16 protein-coding genes are annotated in these 26369 nt (G+C 65.9%); all 16 read right to left on the bottom strand.

Features of this window, described 5'->3' with window-relative positions; translation table 11 throughout:
- Window positions 1-15: 15 nt before the first annotated feature.
- A complete protein-coding gene (locus tag ACNKW1_RS04700; RefSeq protein ID WP_418363442.1) occupies window positions 16-3366 on the bottom strand; it encodes an EAL domain-containing protein in 3351 nt (1116 codons plus the stop codon).
- A gap of 384 nt (window positions 3367-3750) precedes the next feature.
- Entirely contained in the window at window positions 3751-5379 is a 1629-nt protein-coding gene (locus ACNKW1_RS04695; RefSeq protein ID WP_418363441.1) for a methyl-accepting chemotaxis protein, read from the bottom strand.
- A 286-nt stretch (window positions 5380-5665) separates the two neighbouring features.
- Complete coding sequence (locus tag ACNKW1_RS04690) at window positions 5666-7549, bottom strand: sensor histidine kinase (protein ID WP_418363440.1); 1884 nt, start codon at window positions 7547-7549, stop codon at window positions 5666-5668.
- A gap of 35 nt (window positions 7550-7584) precedes the next feature.
- Entirely contained in the window at window positions 7585-8178 is a 594-nt protein-coding gene (locus tag ACNKW1_RS04685) for an ANTAR domain-containing response regulator (protein ID WP_418363439.1), read from the bottom strand.
- Window positions 8179-8504: 326 nt separating this feature from the next.
- Window positions 8505-10139, bottom strand: coding sequence for a methyl-accepting chemotaxis protein (locus ACNKW1_RS04680; RefSeq protein WP_418363438.1), 1635 nt, complete (start codon window positions 10137-10139; stop codon window positions 8505-8507).
- Window positions 10140-10290: 151 nt separating this feature from the next.
- A complete protein-coding gene (locus tag ACNKW1_RS04675; protein ID WP_418363437.1) occupies window positions 10291-11841 on the bottom strand; it encodes a bacteriohemerythrin in 1551 nt (516 codons plus the stop codon).
- A 154-nt stretch (window positions 11842-11995) separates the two neighbouring features.
- Complete coding sequence (locus ACNKW1_RS04670; protein ID WP_418363436.1) at window positions 11996-12484, bottom strand: response regulator; 489 nt, start codon at window positions 12482-12484, stop codon at window positions 11996-11998.
- 56 nt (window positions 12485-12540) lie between these two features.
- Complete coding sequence (locus ACNKW1_RS04665) at window positions 12541-13317, bottom strand: hypothetical protein (protein WP_418363435.1); 777 nt, start codon at window positions 13315-13317, stop codon at window positions 12541-12543.
- Window positions 13318-13350: 33 nt separating this feature from the next.
- The gene (locus ACNKW1_RS04660) at window positions 13351-16188 is read right to left on the bottom strand and encodes a PAS domain S-box protein (protein ID WP_418363434.1); all 2838 of its coding nucleotides are present in this window, start codon (window positions 16186-16188) and stop codon (window positions 13351-13353) included.
- 95 nt (window positions 16189-16283) lie between these two features.
- Window positions 16284-18548: a putative bifunctional diguanylate cyclase/phosphodiesterase gene (locus ACNKW1_RS04655; RefSeq protein ID WP_418363433.1), complete on the bottom strand. Its 2265-nt coding sequence runs from the start codon at window positions 18546-18548 to the stop codon at window positions 16284-16286.
- Window positions 18549-18645: 97 nt separating this feature from the next.
- A complete protein-coding gene (locus tag ACNKW1_RS04650) occupies window positions 18646-19578 on the bottom strand; it encodes an ABC transporter permease (protein ID WP_418363432.1) in 933 nt (310 codons plus the stop codon).
- A 13-nt stretch (window positions 19579-19591) separates the two neighbouring features.
- Complete coding sequence (locus ACNKW1_RS04645; RefSeq protein WP_418363431.1) at window positions 19592-20665, bottom strand: ABC transporter permease; 1074 nt, start codon at window positions 20663-20665, stop codon at window positions 19592-19594.
- Window positions 20658-22262, bottom strand: a complete 1605-nt coding sequence (locus tag ACNKW1_RS04640) for an ABC transporter ATP-binding protein (RefSeq protein ID WP_418363430.1) — start codon at window positions 22260-22262, stop codon at window positions 20658-20660. Before ACNKW1_RS04640 ends, ACNKW1_RS04645 begins: the two co-directional genes overlap by 8 nt.
- 32 nt (window positions 22263-22294) lie before the next feature.
- Complete coding sequence (locus ACNKW1_RS04635; protein ID WP_320368276.1) at window positions 22295-23104, bottom strand: tetratricopeptide repeat protein; 810 nt, start codon at window positions 23102-23104, stop codon at window positions 22295-22297.
- A gap of 13 nt (window positions 23105-23117) precedes the next feature.
- Window positions 23118-23357: a hypothetical protein gene (locus tag ACNKW1_RS04630; protein ID WP_320368277.1), complete on the bottom strand. Its 240-nt coding sequence runs from the start codon at window positions 23355-23357 to the stop codon at window positions 23118-23120.
- 113 nt (window positions 23358-23470) lie between these two features.
- Window positions 23471-26344 (bottom strand): adenosylcobalamin-dependent ribonucleoside-diphosphate reductase, encoded by a 2874-nt coding sequence (locus tag ACNKW1_RS04625; protein ID WP_418363429.1) that lies wholly within the window; start codon window positions 26342-26344, stop codon window positions 23471-23473.
- Between the last annotated feature and the right edge of the window lie 25 nt (window positions 26345-26369).

Here is a 26369-nt window from a genome sequence, read left to right as displayed (position 1 = left end):
CGGCGCGCGCGCAGCTCACTTTCTCCGGGCTGTCCGGTGGGCGATGTTCGTGCTGTGGTCGAGGGCCGAGGCGCTGTCCGAGCGTCTGGATTGGGCGTCGCGATACGCGAAAGCGTCCAGAATCTGTTCGCGAAGGCTGGCGGCATCCCACGGCTTGGTGAAGAATTTGTACACCGAACCGCTATTGAAGATGTTGAGTATCTTCCCCGGGTCTGCGTGTCCGGACAACACGATACGAACGGTGTCCGGGTACATGCTCTTCACGCGCTCGAGGAGTTCGGTGCCGCTCATCTCCGGCATTCGGTCGTCGGCCAGGATGACGTGGATTTCGTTGCTGGCCAGCAACTCCAGCGCCTCGCGAGCGCTGCGTGCCGTGAGCACGCGCATGGGCTCGTTCTCGAGCGCGAGCGAGATCATCGCCAGCACTGCCGGTTCGTCGTCCACGGCCAGCAGGGTGCGCTCTGCGGGACGGGTATCTGGGAAGGCCAGGCGTTTGTCGCTGGCGACGAGTACTGCGAAGGCGGCGGCGGAAACCGGGCGGCTGTAGTAGTAGCCCTGGATCGCATCGCATCCATGCCGATGGAGGAACATGAGCTGATCTTCCGTCTCCACGCCTTCCGCAATCACCTTCAGTCCCATCTGATGCGCGAGGGCGATCACGGAGGTGGAGATCGCTGCGGCCGTGGCGTCGGTCGTGGCGTTCTGAACGAAACTCGCATCGATCTTCAACTGGTCGACCGGGAACCTGCCCAGATACGCCAGGCTGGAGTATCCGGTGCCGAAGTCGTCGATCGACAGCTGCAGCCCGAGCGACTTCAGTCGGGTCAGGGCTGCGTTTGATTGTTCCGGGCAGTCCATCAGCGCGCTCTCGGTCAGCTCGAGCTCGAGCAGCGCGGGGTCGAGCCCGGTTTCCGCGAGCACGCTGGAAACCACCTCCGGGAGGTCGGGCTGGCGCAATTGCGCGGGTGAAAGGTTGACCGCAACGACCAGCGGTGGCAGCCCTGCTGCCTGCCAGGTGCAGTTCTGCAGGCAGGCCTGGCGCAGTGCCCAGGCGCCGAGGTGCTGAATGAGTCCGCTCTCTTCTGCCACCGGGATGAACCGCGCGGGTGAAATCCACTCGCCGGTGTCCCGGCTCTGCCAACGTGCGAGCGCTTCCATACCGACGAGCCTGCCGGTGGCCATGTCGACCTTCGGCTGGTAATACAGCTCGAGCTCATTCTGCTCGAGGGCGCGCCGCAGGGCGTTTTCGAGCGCAAGCCGCTCACGCGCATCCTCGTCGAGCTCTTCGGCGTAGATGCAGCGATCGAGCCCGAAGCGTTCGCCGTGGTGCAGGGCGATCGTCGCCTTGCGCAGCAGCACCTCGAGGGACTCGCCATGCTCGGGGAGCACGCTCAGGCCGGCGCGTACCACCAGCCGCATGCTCTCTCCATCGATCAGGAACGGCAGATTCAGCGACTCCAGGATCGGCGCCAGCCGCTTGTGGAGATCCTCGCTGTTGTGGAGCCCCGTCGCCAGCATCGAGAATTCGATGCCTCCATGACGGGAGACCATGTCGCCGCGACGTGCATGCTGACCCAGGCGCGAAGCGAATTCGCGCAGGATCCGGTCCCCCACGTCGCGCCCCATGCTGTCGTTGATGCGCTCGAAGCGACTCAGGCCGAAGGTGATGACGGCAAGCTGTCCGCCCTGGTTCAGCGCTTCCTCGCGGGCCGCGGAGAAGCGAAGCTCGAGCAGGTTCCGGTTGGGCAGGACGGTCAGCTCATCGTAGTGCAGGAGGAAATTGAGCCGTTCCTGCAGCCGTCGTTGTTCGCTGATGTCGTTCTGGATGCCGATGAAATGCGTGATGTGGCCGTCGTCGTTCACAACGGGCGCGATGTTTGCCGACGCCCAGTAGAGCTCGCCGGTCTTGCGCCGGTTCAGGAACTCGCCCTCCCACGCTCTGCCCTGACGCAGGGTTTCCCAGAGGCTGGGGCGGTTGGTTGATGCCCCGGTTTCGGAGCCCCAGAAGCCGGCCATACGCCCGATGGATTCGGTCGGGCTGTAGCCGGTCATTGTCTCGAAGCTGGCGTTGACGTACTCGACGATTCCGCCCGGGCTCGTCACCACCATCGCGCTCGCACTTCTCTCGATGAGCGACTTGAACCGGCTCAGCTGCCGGGCGTCCTGTTCCCTGCGGGTGATATCGGCCAGCAGGGCTTCGCGCATGTTTTCGAAGGTCTGGCCCAGACGGCCGAGCTCATCGTCGGGCATGGGCGGCAGGGGGTGTGACAGGTCGCCTACGGAGATCGTGGCGGCTGCGTCATCCAGCGTGCGCAGCGGCTGCAACACCTTGCGGCGCAATACCTGCAAGGTGACGACCAGCAGCACCAGCATGGCAAAAGCGATCAGACACAGCAATGCCCAGGTGCTTTCGGCCTGTGTACGCAGCCTGCCGAACTCGCGCTCGAAATGCGCGCTGATGGCGGCTGTCAGGCCCAGGACGGCGTCGATGCCGCTTGTCGCTCCGCGATACCACTGCTCCGCGTCGATGGGGTATGCCTGACCGCCCGAGCTGCTTGCGAGAATCTGGGCACGCAGGGCTTCGTAGCGGTCGAGCAACTCGGTCCGATAGGTCTCGTGTGCGAGCACGATCTCGGCTGTCTGCGGCATCTGCTCGACGATTGCTTCGATGCGGTGCCTGGCGTGGAGGGCGATGGTCCGGTATTCCTCCAGGGCTTCCAGTTCCCGTTCTCCAAGGGCGGCGCCGCGCGCGATCGCCACGCCGACCAGGGCGCGCTCGCGCCCGAGGTGCTCGCTCAGGGTGAAGAGCTGATCCTTGATGATGGGGGCAGAGGCCTGGGTATAGTCATTGCTCGGCAGCGGAAGCGTCGCGATCGAGCCCAGACTGCGCAACTGCTCGATCTGCTCGCTCATCAGCGCGATCCAGGTTTCGGCGGCAAGGCCGTGAGGGATGCCTTGCAGTTGCTCATCGAGCCGAGCGCGGAAAAGCTCGATTTCCCGCTGTCCCCGATCCAGCCGTTCCAACTGATTGAGCAGCGGGTGATCCGGTGCTCGATGCGTCATCGTCGCCGCGTGCGCGGCAATCCGGCGATAGGTCAAATCAACGGCGCTGCGAATCCGCAGGATCTCGTCCCGCATCGCGAGGGGCGCCGTATCGGCGCTGGCGAGCAGGGTTGCCGTGGCGCCCCGCTCCATGGCCAGTTGCGCGCTTGCGCGCTGTGCCAGGTCCGATAGCCGGTTCGCATTCTGAACCCACTCCACCGCAAGCACCTTCTTGCGGCTGTCGGCCAACTGCCAGACCCCTGCAGACATTGAAAGCAGGGCGAATGCTGCCAATAGCAGGTAGGCGAGTCGTCGGATGCTCATGGTCGAGCGCTGCCCGAGGGGTGTGCGATGCGAGGCCTGCTCTGTTTCATGTTCCAACCCAAGGCGGATTCTCCAGTTCGACTCTCAGGGCCAGCATGCCTCTCCACCTGGAGAAGGCGCGCGGACGATCAGAATTCGGGCAGGGTTGGGGCCCGTGCGGTGACAGCCCTGAAGGCCGCAGATCCGATTCGGCTTGCCGGCTTTACCGGATGTCCGGATGCATGGTTCCGGGGTAGAGCATCGTCATCCTGACTAGTTTTGAACGAGTCTGGATTCTAGCAAGGTGGGAGTCGCTTACAACCCCGCCGCGCCAGCAATCATGTTCCTTCGTGATCTGTCTCACATCTTCCTACGCCGCCCTGCGGGTTGAAGACGCGCCCGCCTTCACAGGCTGAACACTCTGACTGCAGTTCGCGTTTCAGCCGCAAGCTCGCGGAGTTGCCGCGCGGTTTCGTAGGCCTGCTGGGTTGCAGCACTGTTCTCCTCCGACATCTGCGCGATCTGCTCGACGTTGGTTGCGATCTCGGCGCTTGCCTGGCTCTGCTCGCTGAGCGCAGTGTAGATGCCGTTGACCGAGCGCACAGCCTGTTGGGTCCCGTCGCTGATTGCGCGCATGGCGTCGCCCGCAGCCCGGGCAAGCTTGACCCCGTCCTCGACCTGAGTCACCGCTGCTGCGGTCGTGCGCATGGCCGTATCGGAGCTTGACAGCATGGTGTCGATCATCGCGCTGATGTCCATCGTCGCCTTTGCCGTCCGTTCGGCAAGCTTGCGGACCTCGTCCGCAACCACTGCAAATCCGCGCCCCTGCTCTCCGGCACGGGCGGCCTCGATCGAGGCGTTCAGCGCAAGCAGGTTGGTCTGATCGGCCACCTCCTTGATCACCTGCACGACCGTGGAGATCTGCTGTGAGCCGTCACCGACCTGCCGGATGGTCGTGGCCGCTTCGGCGACCGTGCTTGCGATGGCCTGCATTTCCCGGACGGTGCTGCCGATCACCTGGTTGCCGCTATCCGAGCGTTCTCCCGCGTCCACCGTGATCTGGCGCGCATCGGTCGCATTGTCGGAAACCTGCTGGATGCTCGTGGTCATCTCGTCGATGGCGCTCGCCATGCTGGTGGCTGCATCGCTCTGGCGTGCCGAACTCTCTGCAAGCTGTTTGGAGGCGACGGCCAATTGCTCTGCCGCGCTGGCAACGCTGTCGGCGTTCGCGGTGAGGGTGCCGATCATCTCGCGGAGGCTTGACTGCATCTGGTGCAGCGCTGCGAGCAGGCTGTGCGTGTCGCCCTCCCTTACCGGGATCAGTGCGGATAGATCGCCTCGGGCGATACGTTCGACCGCGTCCTTCGCGGCCTCGGGTTCGCCACCGAGCGGGCGGGTCACGGCCCGGACGATCCAGACGGAGATGAGGATGGAGGATATGAGGGCCAGCGCGAGGAATACGAAGATCTGCGTTTGGGAACGCAGATAGCTTGCCGCAGCTTCTTCGCCCGTGCTCTCGAGGATCCTGCCTTGCAGGCGGATGAGCGCATCGATCGATGCGAGCAGTTCATCGAGCGCAGGTGTCGTATGGGTCGCCATGTGCTCGGACGCGTCTTCCCTTCGGCCCGCCTCCAGCAGCGAGGAAACCTGCTGGAAAGAGCTTACGTACGACCGGCGCTTGTCCCGGATCTGGGTGAGCATCTCGCGTCCTTCCGGGAGGTAGAGCAGGCCGTCGATGCGGTCGAGGTGGGCCGAGATCGCGTCGATGCGCTTCGCGATGCGGGCCCGTATGGTCGGATGGGTGCTTTCGGGAACGTGAAACAGCAGGAAAGAGTCCCGAGTCTGGGCGTTGACGAGGTCGATCACGTCGTTCGCCAGTACGGTCTTCTGCCAATCGACCTGGACGATGCGGTCCAGCATTCGCTCCACGGTGCCGAGCCGGTTCAGCCCCAGGAGGCCGATACCGACGAGAAAGACGAGCAGGATGCCGAAACCCAGTGAAAGCCTTGCCGCAGTGGTCAGTCTTTTTGCCATGAGAGCCCCGCAGAGTGCAGATCGGTCGCCCGCTTCATCGCGATGCGGGACGATCGGTGTGAATCGCAAAGGGCGGGGGTCGGGCCCGGGTGAGGCGCCATTGCAGGCCAGGTGGCGGCAGTGGCTGCGGGGCGGCAGCGGTGCGCTGGGCTGCGCGCCCAAGGATAAACTTAACTGATGGACGGATATTGGTCCAGATACCTTCCCGAGTATATCGGACCAACGGCAGGCCAATTTAGGGGGGGATTACAAAAAAATCAGGATGCTGACCGGGCAGGGCGAGCGTTCATGAAGCGTCCGGGCGCAAATCTGCAGGATCGCCCTGCAGCGCACCGACCACCGGCGGTTCGATGGTCACGCTGACCCGGACCTTTTCGCCGGCCGCCTGAAAGCGGATTGACATGCCCGGAACGGGCTGCAGCGCCCGCACCAGCCCCAGGCCCGTACCCAGCCCCCGGCGGGCCTCGAAGTCGAAGCCGGCGGGCAGCTGCCCCGTGTTCACGATCTGAACATGGCCGCACGGACCCTCGCGCGTGAGCCTGACCTGCAGCCTGGGGCCCGGTTGATCCTCAGCGGCATGCTTTGCGGCATTGGTGATCAGCTCGTTGAGGATCAGTGCGACCGCAACGGTCTCGCTTTCACGAAGCATCAGTCCGCCCTCGCCCGCGGGAGGGGCCGAAAGCTCGATCGAGATGGCCATCAGATTCTGGACTCCATTGACGACCTCTGGCAGCAACTCGCACAACAATACGCTGTGGCGAACGGCGCGGCCGTAGAGTCCGTGCACAATTGCGACGGCCTGAACCTGCGCGATGGCCACCTCGATGGCCGAGGCCGCTTGAGGCTGGGCGCTGGCTTCGCGCCGGAGCAGGCCGATCACCGTCTGCAGGTTGTTCTTGATACGGTGATGCACCTCACGCACGAGCGCTTCGCGCAAACGGACCTGCTCGGCGAGGCGCTGCGCTTCGATCTCCTTGCGGCCCGTGATCTCGCGGTCAATGCCACGATAGCCGGCCAGTCGTCCCCGGGCGTCGAAGAACGGCTTTCCGCTGCGTTCCAGCATGACGCGGTGGCCGTCCTTGTGCAGGCTGACCACCTCGAGGACGACCGCAGGTTCGAGCAGTCTCCGCTCGTCGGGAGACTGGGCACGCAGGCGATCGGCTTCTTCCCGCGGCATCAGGTCGATGTGCGTTCGTCCGATCAACTCCTCCGGGGAATAGCCAAGCATGGACTGAACCTGGGGGCTGGCGTAGGTCAGCCTTCCGTTCGCATCGGCTTCCCACACCCAGTCCCGAAGGTTCTCGATCATCTCGCGAAAGCGGACCTCGTTTTCACGCAAGGCCCGGTCCGCCGCGCTGTGCTGCTCGATGAGCACGCTCAGCTTGCGCTGAATCGCCTTCATGGCCGCCAGCAGGCTCTCGTGGTCGTCCGGTTTCAGGGGGATCTCGCAGTTGATATCGCCTGTCGCAATCCGCTCGGCGACATGGCGCACGTCCTCGGGTTCTCCGCCCAGAGGGCGGAGCACGGCGCGCGCGATCCACACTGCGAGCAGCAGCGAAAAACTGGCTGCCGAAAAAAGAAGGAGGGTCAGGTTCCGGCGCGTTGCCTCCAGTTGATGCAGCGACGCTTCGCCCGTTGCAGCGAGTGATTCCCCTTGCCAGACGTTGAAGCGCCGGATGCCTTCGATGGCCTCCTCCAGGGCAGGGATGGTCTCCTCGGTCGCCTTCCGGTATGCCTGCTCGTGTTCGCCCGCCTCCAGCAGTTCGGCGACCTGCGAGAGTGAGGTGACGGAGAGTCTGCGATGCAGCCTGATGTCGGAGAGCAGGAGGTTGGCTTCCGTGTCGCCGAGGCGCCGTTCGAGCGTATCCAGGGCATTCACGAGCTCGCCTGCCCGGGTTTCCAGGCGCGCGCGCAACTCCGTGCCTTCCGGGCCGCGAGTCCAGCGCAAGGTGTCCTGTATCTGGGCGTTCATCAATGCGAGCGCGCGCCCGGAGAGAAGCGTGTGCTCCCGATCGGTCGTGACCATGCGCTGGATGGTGGCGTGGAAGCCGTTCAAGCAATGCAGGCTGACGCCCGCAGTGCTTGCCAGCAGAAATAACAGCACGCCGAATCCGAGGCTCAGGCGAAAACCGGTGGTCATGCGGAAAGGCAAGGTTCTTCGCACATTCATGTGCAGGTGCGGATGGGGCGTGGCCGAGGCGCGCCTCATGCGTCGCGGAAGCTGCTGTTGACGTTTTCGATCGCACCGATCATCTCCTCGGACAGGTCACCGAGCTTGCGCCGCTGAGCGCGGGCGCGGGCGCGCAGGTATTCGAAGGCCTCCTGGCGGTCCAGCCCTTTCTTGACCATCAATATTCCGACCGCGACGCGCGTCTTCTGCTCGACCGACAACGCCTTCTCGAGGTTTGTTGCCGCCTTGCGCAGCCCCATGATTTCCTGGGCGCGCGCGAGCGAGGCTTCGATCATGGGGGGGATCTGGGGGATATCCACCGGCTTCACCAGATAACCCATTGCGCCGGCGATGGCGGCTTCCTGTGCCGCGGTGCCATCGCCGAAGGCAGACAGAAATACGAAGGGTGGCCCGCCATTGGCCCGCAGGGTCCGGGCGAGATCCATTCCACTCACGTCGGGCATGCGCAGGTCGAGTATTGCCAGATCGAAGTCCTCGGCTTGCACCAAGGCAAGCGCATCGTGCGCGCTGACTGCCGTAGCAACGCGGTAGCCAACATCCCGCAAACCGTCCGCGAGGAGGTTCAGGATCACCCGATCGTCATCGACGATCAACAAGTTCTTCATCATTCGTGGGATAAGGTGCCGCCGGCGGTGAGCGCAAAAAAGTGAGGACTGGCGACGATCATAGCCGCAACAGGGCGTGCGCGTTCTTGCTGCGTATCAAGATCTGGCCCAAGTCTCATTGGGTGTGCCGTGCTGAGTGGCACGTCCCGGCAAGATCTGGAACCCTCTCCTTGTGGCGCCTCACTCCTGCGCGCGTGCAGGACTTCAGACCCCTCCGGCACGCAGGCGCCAGGGGTGCGGGCTTGAGGCCCCCGCGCCCTCATTGTGCGCAGGCCGCCCTCGCACCCAGCCTGCACCGGGGGAGGGGGACGGCCTGCGGGATGAAGTTCTCAGTGGCGGAAGCGCGACACCAATCCGCCAAGCTCTTTCGCGATCAGATCGAGTTCATTCGCCGAGGCGGCCGTCGCCTCGGTCGATGCGCTCGTCTCCTCGACCATCTGGGCGATGCTCTCGACCTGTTGTGCGATGGCAGTGCTGGCCGCACTTTGCTCCTGCGTGGCGAGCGCGACGTCGCGGATGCGCTCGAGCGTGGTGTTGGCACCTTCGCGGATCTCGCGTAGCGACTGCTCGGCCTGGTGGGCGAGTTCCACGCCACGCTCAACCTGTGGCAGCGCCCGGTCCATCGTCGCCACCGCGCTGCAGGTATCCCCCTGGATGGCACCCGTCATTTCGCTGATCTCCTCCGTGGCGGCGGAGGTGCGCTCGGCGAGCTTGCGCACTTCGTCCGCAACCACGGCGAAGCCACGACCCTGCTCGCCGGCACGGGCGGCCTCGATGGCCGCGTTCAGCGCAAGCAGATTGGTCTGCGCTGCGATTTCCTTGATCACCTCTGTGATCTTGGAGATTTCGTTCGCCCGTGATTCGAGCGAACGGATCATGCCGGCGGCGGCTGAAGTCTGCTCGGAGATCAGCGCCATCTCGCGTGCAGCCTCGGCGACCCGGGCCTCGCCGCCCTGTGCCAGCTGCGCGGCGGAGGAGGAGTATTGCTCGGTGTCGCGTGCCAGCTCGGAGATGTGGTTGATGGAGACGGTCAGCTCCTCGATCGCAGCGGCCATCGACGAGGTGGAGTCGGCCTGGCGGTGCGAGGCTTCGGCGACCTGGCTGGAGGAGGTCGAGATGCCCTCCGCGGTCTGGCGAACGATGGCGGACTTGGTCGAGATCTCGCCCACCATCTGGCGGATGGCAGTGAGCATGCGAGAGAGGTTGCCGAGCAGGCTGCCGGCGCGGGCGTTCGGGATCGCGACCGTGAGATCGCCCGAGGCGGCAAGGTCCATCAGACGCATGGCCTCGGCGGGTTCGCCGCCGATCTGGCGCAGCACGGAGCGGCCGATCTGGATACCGAGCACCACCACCACGAGCATGACCGCGAGGTTGAGGGAGAGGTTTTTCACCAGGCTCTCCCTGAACTGCCTCTCGACGTCGTCAACGTACACCCCGGTGCCGATGACCCAGTTCCACGGTGCGAAGGTGGCGACGTACTGCAGCTTGTCCACCGCCTCGCTCGTCCCCGGGCGAGGGAAGGAGGTGTCTACGAAGCCTGCCCCGGTGCTGCCAGCGATCGCGAGGATGTCCTTGAGCGTGTAGCGGCCCTTGCCGTCCCGCACTTCCTCGACCACATTGCGGCCGATCCACTCGGGGCGGAAGGGGTGCATGACCGTTGTGCCCGCCTTGTCGTAGATGTAGAGGTATTCCGACTTGCCGTCGCTGCCGCCGTAGCGCATGCCGTGGATCGCCTGCAAGGCGCGTTCCTTGGCCTGTGCCTCGCCGAGCTCGCCGATGCGGGCGTGCTGCGCGACTGCGCTCTGCACGGCGCTCTCGACGATGGAACGCACCTGCAATTTGCGCGCCTCAAGCAATTCGTCCTTCAGGTTCATCGCGTCGACGACGATGCCGATGGCCAGGCCGACGAAGGTTGCGGCGATGAGGAGGGAGATCTTGGTCTTGAGCTTGAGTGTGTCGAGCATGGCTGCGCTCCGGCGGCGAGAATCGGTGCTTGCCCTTGTGGGCTTGGTCATCGAATATCGGCCATGCTTCATGAAACTTGAGCGGGGGTCGGCTGCGTGCGTCACCGTGGACGCAGCTGGCTGCGCGGCGGCTGGGTGACGGTTGGGCGGATCAGCCCTGCCTAGTGCGCGTTCGCCCCTTGCCAAGCCAGTGGCGTAGTGTCTCGTACAAGTGCGCAGGCGAGACCGGCTTCGTGACGAAATCGTCCATGCCTGCCTCCAGGCAGCGTGCGCGGTCTTCCGAGAAAGCGTTGGCGGTCAGGGCGATGATCGGCACTTCCAGGCCCCAGTCCTGCGCACGGATCAAGCGGGTAGCCTCGATGCCGTCGATTCCGGGCATCTGCATGTCCATCAGGATCACGTCTGGTTTGATGTGCTCGGCCATGCTCCGGGCCTCGTCCCCGTTGGCTACGCAGGTCACGTCCAGTTGGGCGCGCGATACGAGGACGCGGATGATCGCGCGGTTGATCTCGTCGTCTGCGGCAAGCAGCACGCGCGCGCCGTGATGTTCGTCTGCGAGGGTTCGACGCGCCGTTTCGGCGTCGATCGCCGGCAGTGCGGTGCTTGCCGCTGTGGACTTGCGCAGCCTTGCGGTGAACCAGAAGCAACTGCCATGGCCAAGCTCGCTCCGTGCGCCGGCCTCGCCCCCCATCATCTCCGCGAGGCGCGAGGTGATCGTAAGCCCCAAGCCGGTCCCCCCTTCGCGGCATGCCCCCAGGATGCCGCCCTGTTCGTAAGGTTCGAACAGGCGTGCGAGCTGGTCCGCAGGAATGCCCGGGCCCGTGTCTTCCACTTCGAAGCGTATGAGCGCCGTGTCGCCGCTGTCCTCCGCGAGCGTGCAGCGCACCGTGATGCCGCCCTGGGCGGTGAATTTCACCGCGTTCATCAGATAGTTGATCAGGGCCTGGCGTAGCCGGGTGGCGTCACCCAGGAGTGGCATGTCGGGCAACGCATCTGCGGTGCGCAGATACAGGCCCCGGTTCTCGGCTTGTTGCGCAAGCATGCCGACTGCGCGGCGCACGACCTCCTTCGGGCTGACGGGGCCTTCGTCAAGCATGAACTTGCCGGCCTCGATCCGCGACAGGTCGAGAATGCCGTTGATCACGGACAGCAGATGGTTGCTCGCGTCTTCGATGTGCGTGAGACGCTGTGCCTGCGGGGCGGGTAGCGGCTCCTGCCGATCGACGCAGCCCGACTGGCAGCCGACGAAGTCATGTCGGGCTGCGTCGATCGGCAGGCCGCGTTCCACGCCCTGCACCACGAGCGCCATGCGGCGGTCGGATTCGAGGATGTGCAGTGCGAGCCAGCGGGTGAGGAAGTTGACGATGTTCTCGATGACCGTCTCGAGGGGTTTGCTGCTTTCTTCGGCCTTGAGGCGCAAAACCTCGTCCACGAAATTCCCGTGCGCGCGGTGATGCTCGGCCACGCTGCGGTCTTCACCGAGGTGGTTTTGCCAGATGGCCTCCTCGGTGGTGAAGTGCAGTTCGACGTAGTCGCGCAACTGTCCGAAGACAGTGTCGAGCGTGGGGGCGTCGGACTGAAACGCCAGGTGACTTACGAGACGGTTCAGCAGTCCGACAAGCTGCTGATGCTGCGTGTCGATGCGCTCGATGCCGGTTTCGAAGTTGGCGTCCCACGGGAAGATCTCTACCGGGGTGATCATGTTGGTGCTCCGCAAGAGGTGAACTCCATGAGCTGAAGCGCCGGATTATATTCAAGCAACTTCGATTGATGATGGTTTTAAAGTTGAATTTGATGAGTTTGATCTTTGGGTGTGACGTTTCGCACGACTGTCCAGGTGGTGCGCAACGAGGCCATCAGCGCACGAGGTGGCGCGCGATCTTGTTCAGCAGCACTTCACGGTCGAAGGGCTTGACGAGGAAGTCGACCGCACCGGCCTTGAGACTTGCCTGGAGAACCTGCCGTTCGCTGTGTCCGGTGATCATCACGATCGGTGTCGCCGCCGTCCTTGGAGAGGATTTCAGGCGGCGGGTGATCTCGACGCCGTTGAGGTCGGGGAGGGCGACATCCATCAGGATCATGTCGGGCTGCTGGCGCCTGAGCAGTGCGAGCGCTTCGGCGCCTGAGTGCGCGACCACTGCGCCATAGTCGGCGTTGCCGAGCATGCGCTCCAGCAACTTGCACTGGAACTGATCGTCGTCCACGACCAGGACCAGCGGCGGCGTCTGTTTGGCCAGTTCGCCGAGCTGTCGCGCCGCGTCGAGCTGAGGCTGGACATCCTTCTTCAGGCTGCCGATCCATTCCGTCAGCGGAACGACCTTCTTCTGGGCGTCATCGATGCGCACCTGAACTTCCCGAATCACGTCGTCCCGCTTTCGCGTGCTGCCTGGGGGGGGCTGACTCAGGCCGCTGGGGACGCCGTCGAGGTCGAGGTCCAGCAACTCGGGCTCGCCGAGGGGAAGGTCGAAGGTCGAGGCCGGCAAGGGGCTGGGGGGGGGGCCGTCAAGGTCGCGGCGGGCAAGGGTGAACCCGATGCGGGTAAGGGCGTACCCGATGCAGGGGTGTTCGGAGCGTGTGGGGGCTTGGCCGATGTTGCCGGCATGTGTGCATTCGGTGTGAGCAGGGTCTGGGTGCCAGCGTCTGCGTATCTCAATGCATCGCCCAGCGCCTCGGCGTGCTGGCGTCCGACGGCGAGGCTGTCGTCGAGCACGGCCTCGAGTTGCCCGACCGAACGCGCATGCGCAGCGACCTCGCGTGCCGCGGGCGCTGCGCGCTGGACACTGAGCGAGCGCCCGGCGATCAGGATCGACATGGCAAGGCGTGGCGTGTCGTACACCATCGGCCAGTACATGACGTAGTCGTCGAAGTATTCTTTCCTGCACAACTCGAAAGCGCGATGCACATGATCCTTGTCGCACAGCACGATGCTGCGGTGGGGCAGGGTGTGCGCGATCTCGCAGTGGCGGTAGAGCCCCAGCGAGTAGCGTTCGGCCCGCTCCAGGCTGGGGAATGCAAGCACCAGCACGTCGGGCCGGACACGCTCGAAGTCGGTGATGAAGCGACTTTCGATCGAGGACGTCTCGAGATGCTCGAAATGATCCTCGAGCAGGCGTACGAGTTGCATCGCGTCGGCGGTGATGTCGGTGACGATCAGTATCTTGAGCGTTTCTGCGGGCATCGAAGCATTCTCTGTCGATGGAGGTCCGACGTTTCAGGGGTGCCGGCGGGCGCCGGCACCGGCAGTCTCTGCGGGGGCGCGTGTGTCATCCAACGAGGCCAGTGCGGCGAGGACGGCGTCTCCCGACGCCTCGACGTCCTGGACGAGCGCAGGGATGCCAGGGCCGTCCTCGTTTCGGCCGGCCAGCTCCAGGGCGGCGCAGTGTTCGCCGAGTTGCATGGCGCCTACCGACCGCGACGAGGACTTCAGCCGGTGCGCGAGCTCACCCGCTCTGCGCCACTGGCCGTCCTTGCATGCCGCCCGGATCTGAACCAGGGTTTCGTGCAGCGATCGACGGTAGTCGCCGAGAAACTCTGCGACCAGCGCCGGGTCGTCGCCGATCAGGCCGGGAAGCACCTGGGGGTCGAAGACGGGGGGGGATGCGGGCGTCGCATTGGCCACCGATTGCGCGCCCGCTGTGGCGTGGTCTTCCAGCTGCATCCAGCGCCCGAGCACCTGCCGCAGCACCGCGACTTCGACCGGTTTGACGATGAAGTCGTCCATGCCCGCGTCGATGCAGCGCTGCGCCTCGCCCCGGCGCGCGTTGGCGGTGATGGCGATGATCGGCATGCGCGGTGCGGTGCTTTCCTCGCCACGGATGCGTGCCGTCAGCTCGTAGCCGTCCATCCCCGGCATGTGCAGATCGCTCAGCAGCATGGCGTAGGCTCCACTGCGCCAGCGCGCCAGGGCCTGGTAGCCGTCCTCGGCCAGATCGCATTGCAGGCCGAGCAGGGCGAGCTGGCGCTCGATGACGCGGCGGTTGATGTCGTTGTCCTCCGCGACGAGGATTCTTCCACGTGCGACGCGCGGGCGCGCGTGGCTGGGTGGGGCGGACAATGAAGGGGGGGCGCTGGCGGGCGGCGTGACCGCTACCGTGTGCGCGGTCTTTCCGTTGATCGCGTTCACCGGAAGCGTGACGATGAAGGTGGCCCCCTGGCCTGGAAGGCTCTGTACTTCGATGCGGCCCTCGAGCAGCTCGATCAGCCGGGTCGAAATCGATAGCCCAAGCCCCGTGCCGCCGAAGCGGCGTGTGGTGGAGGATTCCGCCTGCGAGAAAGGCTGGAAGATCTTCTCGAGGGCCTGGGGAGAAATGCCGATGCCGTTGTCCTTGACCGAAAAGCGGAGCATGCCGTCGGTGGTCTGATCGATGTCCAGCGCAACCTCGCCGGGCTGTGCCCGTCCCGCGGAGAACTTCACCGCATTGCTGAGCAGATTGAGCAGGATTTGCCGCAGACGGAGTCCGTCGGAATGCACGATCGCGGGCGTGTCGTCGCCGATGTGCGCGGTGAGCCTGACGCGCTTGCGCTCGGCGACCGGCTGCATGATGTCGACGACGCGATCGAGGAGTTCTTGCAGTGAGACTGGACCGATGTCGAGCTCGAGGTTGCCTGATTCGATCTTGGAAAAGTCGAGGATGTCGTCGATCAACTGCAGCAGGGTCGAGGCCGACTCGCGCATGATCCTGACCAGATGTGTCTGCTCGGTCGTGAGCGGCGAGCGTTCGAGCACGTCGAGGAGGCCGATCACGCCGTTCATCGGCGTGCGGATCTCGTGGCTCATCGTGGTGAGGAACTCGCTCTTGGCGCGGCTGGCAACGTTGGCCGCATCGAGTGCTTGCTGAAGTTCGATGGTGCGGGTCGCCACCAGGCCTTCGAGGCGTTCATGATAGCGCTGCAGCTCAAGCTCCATGCGCCGCTGCTCGGTGATGTCCTGTTTGACCGCCACGTAGTGCGTCGTCGCCCCGCTCTCGTCGTGGATCGGGGTGATCGTGACGAGTTCGAGGTACTCGCTGCCGTCCTTGCGACGGTTGAAGAGCTCGCCTCGCCAGGGCTTGCCCTCGGTGAGGGTGTCCCAGAGCTGGCGGTAGGTCTCGGGGGTCGTGCGTCCGGACTGCAGCACACGGGGGTTCTGCCCGATCGCCTCCGTACGCGAGTAGCCAGTGTTGCGGACGAACGCCTCATTGACGTATTCGATCTCGGCGGCGGTGTTGGTGATGACGATGCTCTCCGGGCTCTCCTCCACTGCACGAGACAGCTTGCGCAATTTCTCCTCGGCCGCCTTGCGCGCGCTGATGTCGAGCGCAAACGCGAAGCGTGCCACAGGGCCACCCTCGTCTTCATATGCTGTCGTGACGCCGATCACCATCGGCATCCGGCTGCCGTCCTTGCGCAAATGCTCTGCTTCGAAGCTGATGCTTCCCGTGCGGTCCGCCTCGGCCAGGCATTCAGCAAGCTGCTGATGCGCCTCGGGCGCATAGAGTCGGGTGATCTCCATGCCGCGCACTTCGTCGACGGTGTAACCGTGCTGCCTCGCGTAGGTCTCGTTGGCGTCGATGATGGTGTTGTCGGCAACACCATGCATTGCGATGCCGAGGTTCGACATGCGGAAAAAACGCTCCCAGCGACGAGACGCGGCTTCGGCCTGCTTGCGTTCGGTGATGTCATGCACGATCGAGAAGATCAGGGCGCGGTCCCCGTCCTCGGCGGGACCACTGTGCACCTCGACGTCACGGATGGAGCCGTCGGCTCTCCTGTGGCGGAACTCGAAATGATTGCGCTGCAAGGCCTGTGCCGCCTTGAGCTCACGGGCCACTTCGGCGGGAGAGAGGGTGTTGATGTCGGTGATGTGCATGCGGGTGAGCACGTCGTGCGGCCAGCCATAAAAGGCCTCCGCGGCGGGGTTCGCGTCAATGATGCGTCCGCTGCCCGGGTCGAGGATCAGCATCACCGCGTGGCTATTCGCGAAGATGCTGCGATAACGCGTCGGGGGCGTCGCCGGCAGCGTATCGGGGCTGTTCGGGCGTGTGGCCGCCTGGTGTGAACGTGCTTCCATTCAAGTCCTCTTACGGGGCGGTCGGGCACCGCGTTCCCCGGTTCCTATCCATGGCATCGCAAGGCTAGTGCCAAACCACGCCGATTGGCAGTGGATCAGGCAAATTTCCCGAGTCGTGCGGTGAAGGCGTGGCCTTCTTCGGGGCGGGCAAACAGATAGCCCTGGAATCCATCGCAACCGTTGTCCAGCAGGCAGGTGTGTTGCGCATGGGTCTCGACGCCCTCTGCGATCACGCGCAGGCTCAGCGCGTCCGCAAGCGCCATGATGGTGCGCACGATCGCCAGGCTGCTTGCATTGTCCGGCAGGTCGCGCACGAATACGCGGTCGATCTTCAACTCGTCGAGCGGCAGCTGCTGCAGGTAGCTCAGCGACGAATACCCCGTGCCGAAGTCGTCGATGGAGAAGCGGATGCCCATTGCGCGCAACTGCTTCATGGCGGTGATTGCCTGCTCGATGTCGCTAAGCAGCAGCGATTCGGTGATCTCGAGCTTGAGCCGTTCGGCCGGGGCGCCGGTCTGGACAAGCAGGGCGCTTACCTCGTCCACGAAGCCGGACTGATAGAGCTGGGCGGGGCTGACGTTGACCGCCAGTGAGCAGGACTGGAGCCGGGGGTCCGCAGCCCATCCTGCGAGGGTGCGGCAGGCCATCTCCATGGCCTGCCGGCCGAGCTCGGGCATCATCCCCATCTGCTCGGCAAGCTTGATGAACTGGAACGGCGGCACGGCACCCTCTCGCGGATGCGTCCAGCGCAACAGGGCCTCCGCGCCGGTGATGCGGCCTTCGCGGTCGAACTGAGGCTGGTAGTGCAGGAAGAACTCGCGGTTCTCCAGGGAGGCACGCAGAGCAGCCTGAGCGCGCATGCGCTCGCTGAGGCTGCTCTGCATGGCTGGATCGAAGCTGCGCACGGTGTTCTTGCCGCTGCGCTTGGATTCGTACATCGACAGGTCGGCGCGCTGCATCAGCTCTTCCGCCGTGTAGGGGCGGTCGCCGAACATCACCAGGCCGATGCTCGCGGTGGTGGTCTGCTGTCGGCCGCCGATGCGGTATGGGGCGCCGAGCCGGGTGAGGATCTTCGCAGCGACCTGATCCGCTGCGGCGACGGCCTCCCTTTTGCCTTGTGGAAGGTGCTCGAGCAGGATCACGAACTCGTCGCCGCCGAAGCGCGCCACGGTATCCGTTTCGCGCACGATGGCACGCAGCCGCGTAGCGGTTTCGCGCAGGAGCAGATCCCCTGCCTGGTGGCCGTAAACGTCGTTGATGTTCTTGAAGTCGTCCAGGTCGATGAACATCAGCGCGCCATGTGCGCCGCCGCGACTGCCATCGCCGAGCGCGTGCTCCAGCCTTTCCGTCAGCAGCCGGCGGTTGGGCAGGCTGGTGAGGGGATCGTAGAAGGCGAGATTGCGAATCTCCGCTTCGCTGGCGCGCGCCTGGGTGACGTCCTGCACCAGCGCGACCACCGCACGCTGTCCGTCCAGGGCGTGGTCGAGCGCCTGGATGGAGGCGCGAAAATCGCGTGCGCCGGCTGCGGTGGACAGGGTGTACTCCAGGGTCTGGCGCTCTCCGGTATCCAGTGCGCGTGTGATCGCCGCGAGACCCGCAGCGCCTTCCGCCTCGGGCAGCACCTCATCGAAGCGTCTTCCGATCACGCTCGCCGCCGGCGTGTGGAGCAGTTCGTGCCTGCTCGTGATGACCTCGAGAAAGCGCCCGTCCTCGTCGATCAGGAACAGCAGATCGGGCAGCGCCGCAGTGATTGCGCGCAGGCGGGCCTCGCTCTTCTGCAGTGCGAGCTGCGTGGCGCGGCGCCGTTCGATGTCGAGCAGCAGCATGCCCACCAGGGCGGTGCCGGCGCCCATCACGAGCAGATAGGGCAGGCCCAGCGCTTCGAACACGCTCGCCATGCTCTGTCCGGGAACCTGGGAGATCATCAGCAGGGTGATGAAGTGCAGGACGACCCCGAACGCGAACAGGCCGAGCGGCGCCTTGCTGGCCCCCAGGCTGCGCAGCGTACCGCGGTAGAACAGCCCGCTGGCCACGGCGATCACGATCACCGTAACACCGATCGCCGCGCCGCCCCCGCCGAGCGCGATGCGATAACCCGCGGCGATGAGGCCCGCGAGCGCGCCGGTCAACGGTCCGCCGAACAGGCTGGCGAGGCTGAGCACCACCGAGCGCGGGTCGACGATCACGCCCGGTGCGAGGGTCACCGGCATCATCATGCCGGCGACGCAGATCAGCCCGAAGATCAGTCCCGCGCCGAGCTGGGCCTGTAGACTGCCCGACGCCGAGAAACGCTGGTTGACGCCGAGCAGCATGCACAGGGCGAGAAGGAGGGCAGTAGTCCGGATCAGGTCGAGGAGCATTATGGGGGAGGCGCCGAGCCTCTTCGGTCAGGTTCGGGCGCGATGCTACGCCACCCGGAGAAGGGGGCAACCCGAAAATTTCACGCTTTCGGCAGCGTCAGCTTTCCGGGCGGTAGGGCTTGCCCAGCGACACCGGAGAGTTGAGCCGGATCGTGCCGGCGTTGCGCGAGATCGCCACCAGCACGACGATGGTCGCCCAGTAGGGCAGGGAGGACAGCAGCTGCGACGGAAAGTCGATCTGCAGCCCGGAGCCCTGGATGAAGAGCTGCGTGATCATGACGCCGCCGAACAGGTAGGCACCGATCACCACTCGCAGCGGCCGCCAGGTGGCGAACACCACCAGCGCCAGCGCGATCCAGCCGCGCCCGGCGACCATGCCCTCGGCCCACATCGGCGTGTAGAACACCGACAGGAAGGCGCCGCCGATACCGGCCATGGCGCCGCCGAACAGTACCGCCAGATAGCGGATGCGGATCACCGGATAGCCGATCGCGTGCGCCGAGGCGGGTGATTCGCCCACCGCGCGCAGCACCAGCCCGGCGCGGCTGCGGTGCAGGAACCACAGCAGCGTCCAGAACAGGGCCCAGGAGAAATACACCAGCGCCTGCTGGTTGTAGAGCGCCTCGCCGATGAGCGGGATGTCGGCGATGAAGGGAATGCGGATCGGCGGCACCGCCTGCAGCGCGACCGCTTCATAGGGTTTGCCGACGAAAGCCGCGAGGCCCACGCCGAAGATTGCCAGCGCGAGGCCCGAGGCGACCTGGTTGGCCATCAAGGTCAGCGTCAGCACGCCGAACAGCAGCGCCATCGCAATGCCTGCGCCCATGCCGGCCAGCACGCCCAGCCAGGGGCTGGTGCTGTGGTGGGTGACGGCGAAGGCGGCGACCGCGCCCATGGCCATCATGCCCTCGGCGCCCAGGTTCAGCACACCGGCCTTCTCATTCACGAGCAGGCCCAGCGCGACGATGATCAGCGGGGTTCCCGCCACCACGGTGGCGAACAGGATCGATGTGAACAGGCTCGCATCCATTTCCGTTGCCTCCTCAGTCGCTCTGGGGCGCGCGGCGGCGTAGCCGCAGGCGGTAGTGGATGAAAACGTCCGAGCCCAGCAGGAAGAACAGCAGCATGCCCTGGAACACCATCGAGATCGCGCTCGGCAGGTTGAGGTACTGCTGCGCCTGCTCGCCGCCGATGTAGAGCAGGGCCATCAGCAGGCTGGCGAGCAGGATGCCGAAGGCGTTGAGCCGGCCGACGAAGGCGACGATGATCGCTGCGAAGCCGTAGCCGCTGCCCACCTTGTCGGTAAGCTGGCCCATCGGCCCGGCAACCTCGCCCATGCCCGCGAGCCCCGCTGCCGCCCCGCCCAGCAGCAGGCCGATCCACACCATGCGCTGTGCCGAGAAGCCCGCGTAGCGCGCCGCATCGGGCGCCTCGCCGGCCACGCGCATGCGAAAACCGGCGAAGCTGCGGTTCATGAAGGCGTAGCCGGCCACCAGCACCGCCAGCGCGAGCACGAAGCCGAAGTGCAGGCGGGTGCCCTCGAGCATCATCGGCATCAGCGCCGCGTCGCCGAACATGCGGGTCTGCGGGAAGTTGAAACCGTCGGGGTCCTTCCACGGCCCGAACACCAGCCAGGATACGAAGAGTTGTGCCACATACACCAGCATCAGCGACACCAGGATCTCGTTGGCGTTGAAGCGTGTGCGCAGCAGCGCCGGAATCGCGGCCCAGGCCGCGCCGCCGAGCGCGCCCGCCAGTACCATCGCCGGCAGCAGCAGGGCGCTTTCGGTGCCATCGAAAGACAGTGCCACCCCGGTCGCGGCCACCGCGCCGAGCATGAACTGGCCTTCGGCACCGATGTTCCAGACATTGGCGCGAAAGCCGATCGCCAGGCCGATCGCGCACAGCATCAGCGGCGTGGCCTTGAGCAGCAGCTCGGAGACGCCGTACAGATCCTTCACGGGATTGAGGAAAAAGATGCGGAAGCCTTCGGCCGGGTCCTTGCCGAGCGCGGTGAAGATCACCATGCCGCCGGCGAGGGTCAGTGCCACCGCGAGCAGCGGTGAGGCCCAGGACATCAGGCGTGAAGGTTCGGCGCGGGCTTCGAGTTCAAGCATCGGCGGGCTCCGTCGGCATGCCGGCGGGGGGTTGGTGTTCGAGGTCGGCGGCGGGCCACATGCCGCTCATCCACACGCCGATGTCTTCGAGCGTGGTGGTGGCTGCGGGGCGGGTGGGTGACAGCCGGCCCTGGGCGATGACGGCGATGCGGTCGCAGATCTCGAACAACTCGTCGAGCTCCTCGGAGATGACCAGCACCGCACAGCCGCGGTCGCGCAGGTCTATCAGCGACTGGCGGATGAAGGTGGCGGCTCCCACGTCCACGCCCCAGGTAGGCTGGGCGCACACGAGCAGCCTGGGCGCCTGCAGGATCTCGCGCCCGACGATGAACTTCTGCAGGTTTCCGCCCGACAGTGACTTGGCCGCCGCGTCGGGGCCGCCGCACTTCACGTTGAAGGCCGCGATGCATTGCCGGGCGAAGTCGCGCGCGCGCGCGAAGCGCACGAAGCCGCCGGCCAGCATGCCTTGCCCTCGTGCGGCGGTGAGCAGTGCATTGTCGGCGAGCGACATGCCGGGCACGGCGCCGCGGCCCAGGCGCTCCTCCGGCACGAAGCACAGGCCCAGCCTGCGCCGCTCGGCGGGCTTCAGACGGCCGGCTTCGACGCCGCAGATCTGCACGGGAAACTTCTCCGCCAGCACCTCCTCGCCCGAGATCGCGCGCAGCAGCTCCTGCTGGCCGTTGCCCGACACGCCGGCGATGCCGACGATCTCGCCGGCGCGCACGTCGAGGTGGATGTCCTCGAGGTCGGTGCCGAACGGGTCCTCGCTGGCATGTGACAGGCCGGCCAGGCGCAGGCGCAGTTCGCCGTCGGTGCGTGCCGCGCCATGCACGCAGTGCGGGAGATCCTTGCCGATCATCATGCGCGCCATCGACTGCGGCGTTTCCTGCGCCGGGATGCACTCGCCGGTGACCTTGCCGCCGCGCAGCACGGTGGCCGTGTGGCAGAGTTCCTGAATCTCGTCGAGCTTGTGGCTGATGTAGAGGATGGAGCAACCCTCGGCCGAGAGCTGGCGCAAGGTTGCAAAAAGCTTGCGCACCGCCTGTGGGGTGAGCACCGAGGTGGGCTCGTCCATGATCAGCAGGCGTGGGTTCTGCAACAGGCAGCGGATGATTTCGACGCGCTGGCGCTCGCCCACCGAGAGTGCGTGCACACGACGGCGCGGATCCACCGGCAGGCCATAGCGCTCGGAAACCTCCGTGATGCGCTGCGCCAGTTCGTCCAGCGCCGGGTTGCCGGGCAGGGCCAGCGCCACATTCTCGACCACGGTCAGGGTCTCGAACAGCGAGAAATGCTGGAATACCATGCCGATACCCAGGCTGCGCGCATGCGCCGGGTTCTCGACATGCACCTCCGTCCCCTCCCAGAACAGGTGGCCTGCGCTCGGGCGGGTGACGCCGTAGATGATCTTCATCAGTGTCGACTTGCCCGCACCGTTCTCACCCAGCACCGCGCGGATCTCACCTGGTTGCACCGCGAGGTCGACCCCCTCGTTGGCCACCACCCCCGGATAGACCTTGCCGATGCCGCGCAACTGCAGTCGCGGTGCATCGGAAGGGAGGTGCGGCAGGGGAGATGGGGTGGGCTGGTTGGGCACGGGTTGGTGGCGGGGGGATGTTGTGAGCGCGCTCAGTCGCCTGCCGCCGGTGCGACGGGTTCTGCGGGCGCTGCAGTGCCGGGCTCGGCCATGGCGGGGGCGAGTTCGGCTTCGTCGATCGACAGCGCCTGGGCGCGGCGCAGGTCTTCCGGGTTCAGCTTCAGGGCGACGCTGTCGCGTTCGTGCACGCCCTCCATGTTCATGGCGGCAGCGGCGCGATTGAACCAGACATAGGCTTCGACCGCATCGGGTTCCACGCCGATGCCGCTGCGGTACAGGCGGCCGAACTCGACCATGCCCTCGGGATCGCCTGCGCGCGCCGCCTCGCCGAGCCAACGCGCGGCGAGCTCGAAGTTCTGCGGCGTGCCGATGCCGCTGCGGTAGCGCTTGCCGAGCAGCACCATCGCGCCGGTGTGACCGGCACCTGCCGCACGCTTGAGCCAGTTGCCGGCTTCCTCGCCCTTTCTGGCGTCACTGCCGGCCTCGGCGAGCAGGGCGCGGCCGAGGCGGAACTGCGCCTCGACGTCGCCGTCCTCGGCCGCGGCGCGGGTGGAGGTCGAGGTCGTTGCTGTGTCGACCGCGGGCGGGGCGTCCTCGTCGAATGCGATGATCACGGTGGCCGCGAGGATGGCTGCGACCGCGGCGGCAGCGCCCACAGCAGCCCACATCGGCCAGCGTCGTCCGCTCCCCTGCGGGTGCACGGGCGCGAGGAAGCGGTCACCGCAGGCCGGGCAGCGGAATGGGTGCATGCCCGGATGGGCGGCGCGCTCCTCGTGCGAGCGCCAGCGGGATTTGCGGCACGCAGCCGCGGTGCAGGACGGGCAGCAGACGGAGGTGCTCATGCCGGCGGTCCGGTCAGCTCTTCCAGACGATCATGATCACCACGACCGCGATCACGAGCAGCAGCGTCGAGCCGCCAATGGTGGCGACGAGCGCATTCTCCACCAGCAGGCTGCGGCGTGCCGGCGCGTGGAAGCGGTGCACGCAGGACATGCAGCGCCAGGCGCGCTCGCCCTTGTGGGCGCGCTTCTCGTCTTCGGATTGCCAGGGAGATTCGCGACAATCGGTGCCGTCGCAGCGTGGGCAGGTGGGCATGGGGGCTCAGACAGGTGCGGGCCGCTTGAGTGGCCCGCACCTGCACGATCTCGTTCGGACAGCCGCGATTATAGGCTATGAAGCCCCGGTGTCCGCCTCTGCCGCACGCGTGCTCAACCGCAGGTGCCGACCGCGCCGCAGGCGGTGCAGAAGTCGCAGCCGTCCTTGCGGATCACCGTGTGGTTGCCGCACTCGCTGCACAGCGCGCCCTGCATCAGCTTGGGCTCGCTTTCGTCGCGCGGCGACTCGAGGATGCCCATCTCGCGCGTCGGGTAGCCGCGCTCGTCGAGCACGCCGAGCATGGCGTAGCGGTGGATGATGAGCTGTGCCAGGTAGGCGACCGTGCTGGGCCAGTTCTGCTGGCGGCGGGTACCGGGCACGAAGGCCATGAAGTCGCCCAGCGGCTCGGGGTAGTCGAGCAGTTTGCGCAGCTTCATGCCGATCCAGGCCGGGTCCATGACACGCATGTCGAGCGACAGGATGCGGGTCAGGCCGTCCAGGGCGCGCGGGTAGTTGCCCGACAGCCACACCGAGTACGGGCGGGTGACGCCGTCCGGCAGGGTGATCTCCTTCAGGCCGAGGACGAAGTCTTCACCCGTGGCCGGGTTGTAGATGTCCACCGTCCACGACAGGGTGCCGTCGGTGCCGGTCTTGGGCTCCTCGAGGCTGAACAGGGTGTCGAGCACGCCGTTGCTCTCGTCTTCCTTGTCGAATACGCCGAGCTTTTCGCAGCGGTAGTTCACCGCCTGGGCGAAGGCCGACACCACGCCGGGCACCAGCTTCTTCTCGCCGTGCGGCGGGAAGGGCATCTCGAACGAACGCTCGCCGACGGTGCGGGCCAGCGTGTCGAGCTTGAGCTTGAGCCAGCCGCGGTCGTTGGCGCGCATGTCCATCGACAGGGTCTTGGCCACCGCACCCAGGCCGCGCGGCTGGTCGGCACCGTTCACCCACACTTCGAACGGGAAGCTGCCGCCGTTGTTGCCCACCTGGCCGACGAACAGCGCGAAGCCGCCGGTCGGGGTGTTGAGCATGTAGGTCCAGGCCAGGTTGCCGTCGGGCAGGTCGGGACGGCCGGGCCAGCGCAGGCTGGAGAGCACCGGGGCGGGCAGGTTCTTGATCGACAGGCGCTTGTTGGCGTCGGCGATCTCGACGTCGTGCGGCTGCTTCTGCTCGGCGGTCGGGGTGACCGACAGCACCGAACCGAGCACGTTGTTGGGGCGATAGGTGGCGAGACCCTTCAAGCCGGCCTTCCACGCGGTGAGGTAGAGGTCCTCGAACTCGGCGTAGGGGTAGTCCTCGGGCACGTTCACCGTCTTGGAGATGGACGTATCGATGTAGGGCGCGACCGCGGCGACCATGTCCTTGTGCGCCTGCGCGGAGATCTCCAGCGCGGTGACGAAGGATTCCGGCAGCTTGTCGACGTTGCCGCCGAGGTGCTTGTACAGGCGCCAGGCGTAGTCCTCGACCGCATACTCCTTGAAGGTGCCGTCGGCCATGCGCTTGCGGCGGGTGTAGGTGTAGGAGAACGGCGGCTCGATGCCGTTCGAGGCGTTGTCGGCGAAGGCCAGGCTGATGGTGCCGGTGGGCGCGATCGACAGCAGGTGCGAGTTGCGGATGCCCTGCTTGCGGATCTTGTCCTTCACGTCGGCGGGCAGGCGCGAGGCGAAGTTGCCGCCCGACAGGTACAGGTCGGCGTTGAACAGCGGGAAGGCGCCGCGCTCCTTGGCCAGATCGGACGAGGCCAGGTAGGCGCGGTTGCGCATGAACTCGGAGATCTTGCGTGCTTCCTCGCGGGCCTCGGTCGTGTCATAGCGCAGGCCAAGCATGATCAGCGCGTCACCCAGCCCGGTGAAGCCCAGACCCACGCGGCGCTTGGACTGCGCCTCGGCGTGCTGCTGCGCGAGCGGCCAGTGGGTGGCTTCGAGCACGTTGTCGAGCATGCGGATGGAGACGTCGACCACCTTGCCGAAGCCGGCGTAGTCGAACTCGGCCTTGTCGCTGAACGGGTTCTTGACGAAGGGCGTCAGGTTGATCGAGCCCAGGCAGCAGCAACCGTAGGGCGGTAGCGGCTGTTCGGCGCAGGGGTTGGTGGCCTCGATGGTCTCGCAGTAGTACAGGTTGTTGTCCGCGTTCATGCGGTCGAGGAACAGGATGCCCGGCTCGGCGTGGTCGTAGGTCGAGCGCATGATCTGGTCCCACAGATCGCGCGCGCGCACCTTGCGGTACACCCACATGCCGTCGTCGCGCTGGTAGGCGCCGGCCTGCTTCAGTTCTTCGGTGGGCTCGGCCTTGTGCGCGAGCTCGACGAAGCCATCGGCCTCGACCGCCTGCATGAAGGGGTCGGTCACGCCAACCGAGATGTTGAAGTTGGTGAGGTCGCCTTCGTCCTTGGCGTGGATGAATTCCTCGATGTCCGGATGGTCGCAGCGCAGCACGCCCATCTGCGCGCCGCGGCGGGCACCGGCGGATTCCACCGTCTCGCACGAGCGGTCGAACACGCGCATGTAGGACACCGGGCCGGAGGCGTTCGACGCCGTGCCCTTCACCAGCGCGCCCTTCGGGCGGATCGACGAGAAATCGTAGCCGACGCCGCCACCGCGGCGCATGGTCTCGGCGGCCTGGGCCAGCGCGGTGTAGATGCCGGGGCGGCCATCGACGGCCTCGGTCACCGAGTCGCCCACCGGCTGCACGAAGCAGTTGATCAGCGTGGCGGCCAGCGTGGTGCCCGCGGCGCTGTTGATGCGGCCGGCGGGCACGAAACCCTTTTCCTGCGCTTCGAGGAACTTTGCCTCCCAGTGGACGCGCTTGTCCTCGGACTCGATCGTGGCGAGCGCGCGCGCGACGCGGCGGCGCACTTCGGCGACGGTCTGTTCGTCACCCTTGGCGTATTTCTCGACGAGGACCTCGCCCGAGATCTCCTGCATCGGCAGGTTGGCTGCGGTGGGCTTGGCGCCTTGCGGTGTGGAGGTGCTGGTGGTCTCGCTCATGGTCTTCTTCTTCGTCCTTGGTAGG

The sequence above is a fragment of the Thauera sp. WH-2 genome (genome assembly GCF_048321015.1).
Classification (GTDB): domain Bacteria; phylum Pseudomonadota; class Gammaproteobacteria; order Burkholderiales; family Rhodocyclaceae; genus Thauera.
Note: the sequence above shows the minus strand (reverse complement) of the source record. Positions and strands in the feature narration are given on the sequence as shown.